General features: G+C 69.3%; 7 protein-coding genes. 1 reads left to right on the forward strand and 6 read right to left on the reverse strand.

Going from position 1 to position 7,746, the window contains the following annotated elements:
• From ACY45C_RS09495 to rpmH, 6 genes are all read right to left on the reverse strand, one after another.
• The coding region (locus tag ACY45C_RS09495) for a hypothetical protein (RefSeq protein WP_462187256.1) at window positions 1-1,397 on the reverse strand (1,397 nt) is incomplete at its 3' end.
• 13 nt (window positions 1,398-1,410) lie between these two features.
• Window positions 1,411-1,965, reverse strand: coding sequence for a Jag family protein (locus ACY45C_RS09500; protein WP_462187257.1), 555 nt, complete (start codon window positions 1,963-1,965; stop codon window positions 1,411-1,413).
• A gap of 137 nt (window positions 1,966-2,102) precedes the next feature.
• Window positions 2,103-3,476 (reverse strand): membrane protein insertase YidC, encoded by a 1,374-nt coding sequence (yidC, locus tag ACY45C_RS09505; protein ID WP_462187258.1) that lies wholly within the window; start codon window positions 3,474-3,476, stop codon window positions 2,103-2,105.
• 12 nt (window positions 3,477-3,488) lie between these two features.
• The gene (yidD, locus tag ACY45C_RS09510; RefSeq protein WP_462187259.1) at window positions 3,489-4,019 is read right to left on the reverse strand and encodes a membrane protein insertion efficiency factor YidD; all 531 of its coding nucleotides are present in this window, start codon (window positions 4,017-4,019) and stop codon (window positions 3,489-3,491) included.
• A complete protein-coding gene (gene rnpA, locus ACY45C_RS09515; protein ID WP_462187260.1) occupies window positions 4,016-4,387 on the reverse strand; it encodes a ribonuclease P protein component in 372 nt (123 codons plus the stop codon). The genes yidD and rnpA overlap by 4 nt, the downstream gene beginning before the upstream one ends.
• A 41-nt stretch (window positions 4,388-4,428) precedes the next feature.
• Window positions 4,429-4,566, reverse strand: a complete 138-nt coding sequence (gene rpmH, locus ACY45C_RS09520; protein WP_462187261.1) for a 50S ribosomal protein L34 — start codon at window positions 4,564-4,566, stop codon at window positions 4,429-4,431.
• A gap of 887 nt (window positions 4,567-5,453) precedes the next feature.
• On the opposite strand from rpmH, the gene dnaA reads away from it, so the two are divergent.
• On the forward strand, window positions 5,454-7,136 hold the full coding sequence (gene dnaA, locus ACY45C_RS09525) for a chromosomal replication initiator protein DnaA (protein ID WP_462187262.1): 1,683 nt from the start codon (window positions 5,454-5,456) through the stop codon (window positions 7,134-7,136).
• Window positions 7,137-7,746: the final 610 nt, after the last annotated feature.

Consider the following 7,746-nt stretch of genomic DNA (forward strand, 5'->3'; position numbering starts at 1 on the left):
TGCCCGCTTCCCGACAGCGAGGTTCCCAGGAGCGGGACACCAAGCAAGATGATCATTGCGAGGCCGGCCAACGGCAGCACGGCGGTCGGAGAAATCGTGTTCGCGCCGGCGCTCGACGTCGGCGAGACACCGGAAACATCCAATCGTGACTGCTCGGTGACAGTCCTTCCGGTAGGGAGGGTCGGGGTCGCGGCCATCAGTGTCGGTACGGCCGGCTGAGGCCCGACGGCGGGGATACGAGGTCGCACCGCCGCCACGAACAGGACCACCAGCCGCCGGGTGCCCACCACGATCACAACGACGATCAGCGGCACGACGAAGAGGTTGGTCCGGGTCGGCCCGAACGGCCAGTACCGCGCGGCGCTCGCTCCCAGCATCAGCACCTGGGCTCCGCCGAGCGCGGTGAGGAGCAGCCTGCCGTCCGGTCGTCGTGCCAGCACGAGGACGCCGGTCAGGCCGGCGATCGACACCGCCACGGCGAGCAGCACCGAGACAACCGGCCCCCCGGACACCGTCGCATGGATGAGGCTCGGGTCGAACCGGTCGATGCCGGGCGGCATACCGGTGATGAAGGCTCGCATCTGATCGACGATGAAGCGTACGGCCTCGACCGGCCCACGACCGGCGATGAACTGGCGATCCCAGTAGTCGCCGCGACGCTGACTGGACTGGTGCCCGATGAAGAACACGGTGTGCGCCACGCTGATGGCGACCGCGGGCAGGCATTCCACCAGTCGCCAACGCCGCGCCGGACCGCGCCATACCTCCGCGGTCGCCAACGGCAGCACCAGAAAGATCCCGGGCACGGCGGTCAGGGCCAACAGGCCCGCCGCGGTGCGTCGCAGGAGCCGGGCACGGGAGAACCCGCCGGTGACAGGTTCAGGCCGCGGGGACAGCGAGGGCCGCGGGGACAGCGAGGGCCGCGGAGATGATCCGGTCGACCAGGCGAGGACGATGCAGACGGCGGCCAGCGCCTCGACGGAATACGGCTTGAGTTGGGTCGCGAGATCCAGGAAGGTCACGTTCAGGCACAGCCAGCACGTGGCGAACACCGCCGCGACCAGGCCGGTGAAACGGCGGGTGAGCAGGACGATCGCGGCACCGAGCAAGGGCACGGCGAGATACCCGGGAAGCCGGAGCGACCAGCTGTGCCAGCCGAGGACCTCGCCGGCCACCCGGGTCAGGCCGAACCAACCCAGCGCCGAGGGGGTGTTGGCGACGGTCAGCTCCGGCCAGAACGAGGACGCCGGTTCGCTGACGAAGTGGGCGCGCCAGATCTCGTCGTACCAGAAGGGTCTGGTCAGATAGGCATGCAGAATGCCGAGCACGGCCGCCAAGCCGACACCCACAGCGGCGGCCAGCACGGCGGAACGCGCCGGCCGCCACCGACCCGCCATCGGTCGGCGCCGGTCAGCCGAGAAGGATGACCACCCGGCGGCCGGGTTCCTCGCCCTCGGACTCACTGTGCACGCCGTCGATCCCGGCAACGGTGTCGTGCACCACCTTGCGCTCGAACGGCGTCATGGGAGCCAGCTTCTCCGGCTCACCACGCGTGATGGCGCGCGACGCCGCGGCGATCGCAATCTTGCGAAGCTCGACCCGCCGCCGAGCGCGATGGCCGCCGACGTCGAGCATGAGACGGCTGCGGGTGCCCGTCTTCTGGAGCACCGCGAGCCTGGTCAGTTCCTGCAACGCCTCCAGCGTCTCGCCGCCCGCCCCGATGAGCTTGTCCAGCCCCTCGCCTACCACGGCGACGACGGCGCGGCCGCTCTCGACGTCGAGGTCGAGGTCACCGTCCATGTCGACGATGTCGAGCAGACCCTCGATGTAGTCGGCGGCGATCTCGCCTTCCAACTCGAGATCGGACAGACGCCGATCCTCCGTGCCGGCAGTCTCGTCCGAGGGAGCGTGCTCGTCGGAGACTCCGGCTCCATCCACAGCCAGTTCAGGTGCCGAACCGGTCATCAGCGACTCTCCAGGGGAACGGGGGCGGCGGAGCAGAGATTACGGGATGCCGCCACTCGATGACGAAATCGGGTCGGCAGCCTGCCTGCCTGCCGGTCGGTCGGTTGGTCGGTTGGTCGGGAACGGCGTCTCCCGGATCAACGCCGCCCACCGGGCCGCTTGCCCTTGCCGCGCCGTTTCGCGGGTCGGGAGCCGCCGACCTGGCGCCGCACTCCGGCGGGTACGGGTGCCGGCCGGGGCGTGCTCTCCCCGTCGGAGGGTGCCGTCGGCCCGCTCGCCGCGCTCTGCCCGGCATTCTCGCCCGGGGCGTTCCTGCGGCCCGCCGCGCTGGTCTTCGCCTCCGCGCTCCGCTCCGTGGATGCGGCCGTGGTAGCGGCGACGCCGTTGTCCGAGACGCCACCGCCCGAGACGCCGTTGGCACCGGGACCGGCCGGCGCCCCCGCCTTACCGCTCTTCGGGGTCACCGCCGCCTTCGGAGTCACCGCAGTACGGGTCGCGGTCGAGGTGCCGTTACGGGACCGGGTGCCGGGGGGAGCCGTCGAGGACGTCCGACCGGCCGCCGCGGCACCGGAATCGCCGCCCTTGGTCGGGGTCACCGAGGCAGACCGGGGGCGGTTCTTCGACTTCGCCCCGGCTCGGACACCGGGAGCCGGCCGAGCGGGGGTGACGGCGCCGTCGGCGGCCGGACGGGCACCGGGCAGCCGGCCGTTCGCATCCTCGGTCTTGATCGGCGGCATCTTCTTCATGATGAAGAACTGCTGGCCCATGCTCCACAGGTTGGTGGTGAGCCAGTACAGCAGCACGGCGATCGGGAAACGGAAACCAAAGAAGGCGAGCATCAGCGGGGAGCCGTAGAGCAGCGCCTTCTGCATGATCGCCTGCTGCGGGTCGACCGGCCCGGTGCGGGCCATGATCTGGCGCTGCGTGAGGAAGGTCGTAAGACCCATCAGCACGATCAGGACGATCGCGAGAATCCTGACGTGCGTGCTGTCGACGCCGAGGAAGCGCGAGAAATCGCCATCGGAGGTGAACTTGCTCGCCAACGAGATGCCGAACACCTTGGCCGAGGCGATCTGCTCCACCTGGTCCGCGGAGAGCCCGACCCGGGGACGCCAGACCAGCGAGTGGTTCGGGCCCTCGTTCATCGGCGCCAGGTGGGTGAACACGTGGAACAGCGCGATGAACAGCGGGATCTGGAGGAAGATCGGGAGGCAGCCGAGAAGCGGGTTTCCATGCTCCCGCTGCAGCGCCATCATCTCCTGCTGCATGCGGGGTTTGTCGTGCCCGTACTTCTCCCGGATCTCCTTGATCCGGGGCTGCATCACCTGCATCGTCCGCTGCGACTTCACCTGCTTGACGAACAGCGGGAAGATCAGAATACGGACGCAGACGACCAGCAGGACGACCGAAAAGGCCCAGGAGAAGAAACTGGCAGCACCGAAGATCGGCGCGAATCCCTGGTGAAAGAAGACGATCGCGTTCGCCGCGAGGTGGTATAGGGGATCCAACAACAGTCTGACTCCTCACACCCACGGTCCGCGACCGGAACCGGCGATCTCGGCCCGCGCCCCCCGGCTGGGAGACGGAGGACCATGCCTGTGGACGGGCGGTACGGCGACGACCGGATCGCCCGCGCTCCGACCGTCGGGAGACCTGCCGGGGTCGGCCATCGCGCCCCTGGGTCTCCGAACGATTCCCGGAGCCGGATCCGTTCCCGGCACGGGGTCGTACCCGCCGGCCGCAAACGGTTGGCAGCGCAGCAACCGGGCGACGGCGAGGGCACCGCCACGCATACCCCCGTGGCGCCGCACCGCGGCCAGCGCGTAGGCGCTACAGGACGGCTCGAACCGGCACATGCCGGCGTTGCGGGCCGACCAGCCGGCTCGGTAGAGCCGCACGAGCCCGGTAAAGGTCCAGGCCAGGGGACCGCGTACCGCGCCGTCGGCGTTGCGGGCGACCCGCGGCAGGCGGCGCCACACCATCCGGGAGGCCAGCAGGAGGTCGACGACGGCCGCCGTGGCCAGCAGCACGACCAGCACCGTCCCGGCGGTCATCGTCCACGCCCATCCGGGCGCCTGGCATCCGCCGGCCGGGCCACCCTGGCGAGCGCGGCGTCCAGCGCACGGCCGAGCTCCGCGGAGCTCGCCGTCGCCGCATCGGGCAGCGCACGCACGACCAGCATCGTCCCCGGCGCGAGCGTGTCCAGCCGAACCCGTACCTGTTCCCGCAACCGGCGCCGCACCCTGTTACGCACGACCGCCTTCCCCACCCGACGGCCGACCACGAAGCCGGCCCGTGCCGGATCGCCGCTTGTTGTCCACAGATTGTGGACAACAAGCGGGCCGGATCGGGTTCGCCGACCCGTAGTCCCCACCCGGGCATATTCGTCCCGGGTTCGGACGCGGGAGCCCTCAGGAAGCATGACCGGCAAGGGGTACCAGCAGGACCAGCGGGAACCCGCCGTCAGGCGGAGAGCTCGCTGCGGCCCTTACGACGGCAGGCGGACAGGATCGCGCGGCCCGCGCGAGTCCGCATGCGCAGTCGGAACCCGTGCGTGCGGGCCCGCCGACGGTTGTTCGGCTGGAAGGTGCGCTTACTCACGTGAGAACTCCGTCTGCAAGATGGACGCGGGCGGTGATCTTCGCCGCCGAGGGGGGAGTGGGCCGCACCACACGGCCCGGGCAAGCAGATCCCACGACAAACGAAGCGGTCTAACACCGCGGTTCGGCCTAGCCTACACAGGGCGGTGCCTCGGACGGTCCGGCGGCGAGGGATCACTGCCGGGCAGGGGGGACCTTCGGCGATCCGCCGACCCCGTGCCCGCCGGCCGCGGCTGGCCGCACCACCGTCATCCGGCCATCGCCCGGTCGCCACCAGGCCGACCTTGCCACAACGGCACTACACCGAACGCCAAGACGCGAGCGCACCGCGGCCGCGGCCGCGGCTAGCCGGCATCCGTCCGGCGGCCGTGGAATGCCACACTGCCGCAGCGGGCCCTCGGCGCCTCCGACGATGGGGCAGGGACGCGGCCCGGCCGCCGCGGGTACGTTCCGGCCCCGGCACGGCGGCTCGGGCCGCACCTTACGATCCTGGTGGCAACGTCTCACTCGGGGCGGGCACCAGACCACGTCAGGTATGCCCGCGCTCGGTGAGAACGACCGGCTCGGTGCACCCTGACCTGTGGAAAACGCCTGTGGAGAGGGCGGTCGGCGGAGGGGCCAGGGCGGAACGGGGGGGACCTGGAGCGGATTCAAATGACCTCACTGATACAGGTTCATCCCCGGGAATGAGCCGGTTGCGCCACGCCGCATGCCGTGTCGTGTCCATACACAGGTTGTGGACGACGATGTGGAGAACCATCGCGACGAGGCCCCTCGGTCGCTCGGTGGCCGGGGACCACATCACCAGCCGCATCAGCCGCGACGCACCTCCAGCACGCGGGGAGCAGCACCACCCGCAAACCGTACCGAACTGCCCGAGGAGCCCCCGTGTCCAACCTCCGCGCCGACTCCGTCGCCGGTCTGCCGTTCGGGGACGAACCTTCGGGTGACCCGGACCTGGCCGCGGTGTGGAGCCAGGCCGTCGCCGGGGTCGCCGACGGCACGCTGTCCGCCCAGCAGCGTGCCTGGCTGCGGCTGACCCGCCCCCTCGGGCTCGTCCAGGACACGGCTCTGCTGGCCGCGCCGAACGAGTTCACCAAGGATCTCCTCGACTCGCGCCTGCGCCCCTTCTTGTCCACAGCGTTGTCCACAGCCTATAGGCGGGAGATCAGGGTCGCGGTCACCGTCGAACACCTGCCTGATCCGGAACCGATGAGCGGACCGATCCGGATCGTACGGCCGGTGGACGCCAGAGGCGACACCGCACCGGGTCAGGGCTCGGGCCCCGCCTCCGGTTCGGCGTTGAACGCGGGTGCCGGATCGGGATCGACCGACACCGCCGCAACCCCGGTGCCGGGGGCGAGACCGGGCTCGTCGGCGGCCCCGGCATCAGCCGCTCCGGCACCGGCACCGGCACCGACGGCACTGGTGAACGGCGAACTGCCCTTCCCCGACGCCACCGAGGGAACACCACCGGTACGGGTCAGCGCGGGTCTCGGACGCGATGCGGCGCCGCACGAGACCGAACCGGCCCAGGCCCGGCTAAACCCCCGCTACATTTTCGAGACGTTCGTCATCGGCGACAGCAACCGGTTCCCCCACGCGGCAGCGGTGGCCGTCGCCGAGGCACCCGCGAAGGCCTACAACCCGCTTTTCATCTACGGGGACTCCGGGCTCGGCAAGACTCACCTTCTGCACGCGATCGGCCACTACGCACTCAAGCTCTACCCGAACATGCGGGTGAAGTACGTGAGCTCCGAGGAATTCACCAACGACTTCATCAACTCGATCCGGGACGACCGCCAGCAGGCGTTCCAGCGGCGCTACCGTGACATCGACGTCCTGCTCGTCGACGACATCCAGTTCCTGGAGAACAAGGAGCGGACGCAGGAGGAGTTCTTCCACACCTTCAACGTCCTGCACGACGGCGAGAAGCAGATCGTGATCAGCTCCGACCGCTCGCCCAAGCAGCTCTCGGCCCTGGAGGACCGGCTGCGCAGCCGCTTCGAGTGGGGACTGATGACCGACATCACCCCGCCCGACCTCGAGACGCGCATCGCCATCCTGTCGAAGAAGGCGGCCACGGAGCGCCTGCCGGTACCTCCGGACGTCCTCGAATACATCGCCACGCACATCGAGCGCAACATCCGTGAGCTGGAGGGGGCGCTGATCCGGGTCGCGGCCTTCGCAAGCCTGAACAAGTCCCACGTCGACCGCACGCTCGCCGAGATCGTGCTGCGTGATCTCATCCCCGATGCCGGCAATCCCGACATCACGGCCGCCGCAATCATGAACGCAACGGCGGCGTACTTCGGCGTCTCGATGGAGGACCTGTGCGGCACCTCACGTAGCCGCGTGCTGGTCACCGCCCGTCAGATCGCGATGTACCTGTGCCGGGAGCTGACCGACCTGTCGCTACCGAAGATCGGCCAGCACTTCGGGGGTCGGGATCACACGACGGTCATGCATGCCGACCGCAAGATCCGCGGTCTGATGGCGGAACGACGCGCGATCTACAACCAGGTCACCGAGCTGACGAACCGCATCCGTCTGCAGGCCCGGCAGGCCTAGCGCCGCTGCCCGCTGCCACCGCCGCTGCCCACCGCCGGGCAGCACGGTTCCTTCCTATTCCCCCGGCCGGAACGGTCCTGCGGACCGATGGCTGCCGCCCGACGGCGGGGCGTGACGCCTCGCCGGGTGTCACACATGGCGCATGGACCGGACGCCGCGGGGCAGGACTCCCCCGAACGACCACGGACAACCGGGGACAACCGGGGACAACCGCACCGAGCCCACTGGGTGGTTCCGCCCACAGCTTGTGGAAAACGTTGTGGACAGCCTGCGGTCGGAACGGTGGAGTGGCAGTGGACAGCCTGTGGACAACTCGGGGAAGGCCTGTGGAGGGACAACGTGGTCCTTGTGGACGCAGATCGGGCCTGGGGATAACCACTGCGCGCATGCACAGATCCACCCACAAGATTTGCACCGGCCGACAACCCCTCTGACCTGCGGAAACAGCGGTTATCCCCAGTATCCACACCCCCTACTACTACGACCAACTAGATTTTTCTAAGAATGATCAAAAGCTCTTAGTACTAGGGCCTGTTTGGGAAGTATGTCCCGAGGCTGGCCGTGGATCTGATGGTGATTTTCGGATTGCATGATCCGTTGTGTGGTGCGG

Source organism: Frankia sp. CcWB2 (assembly GCF_977927585.1).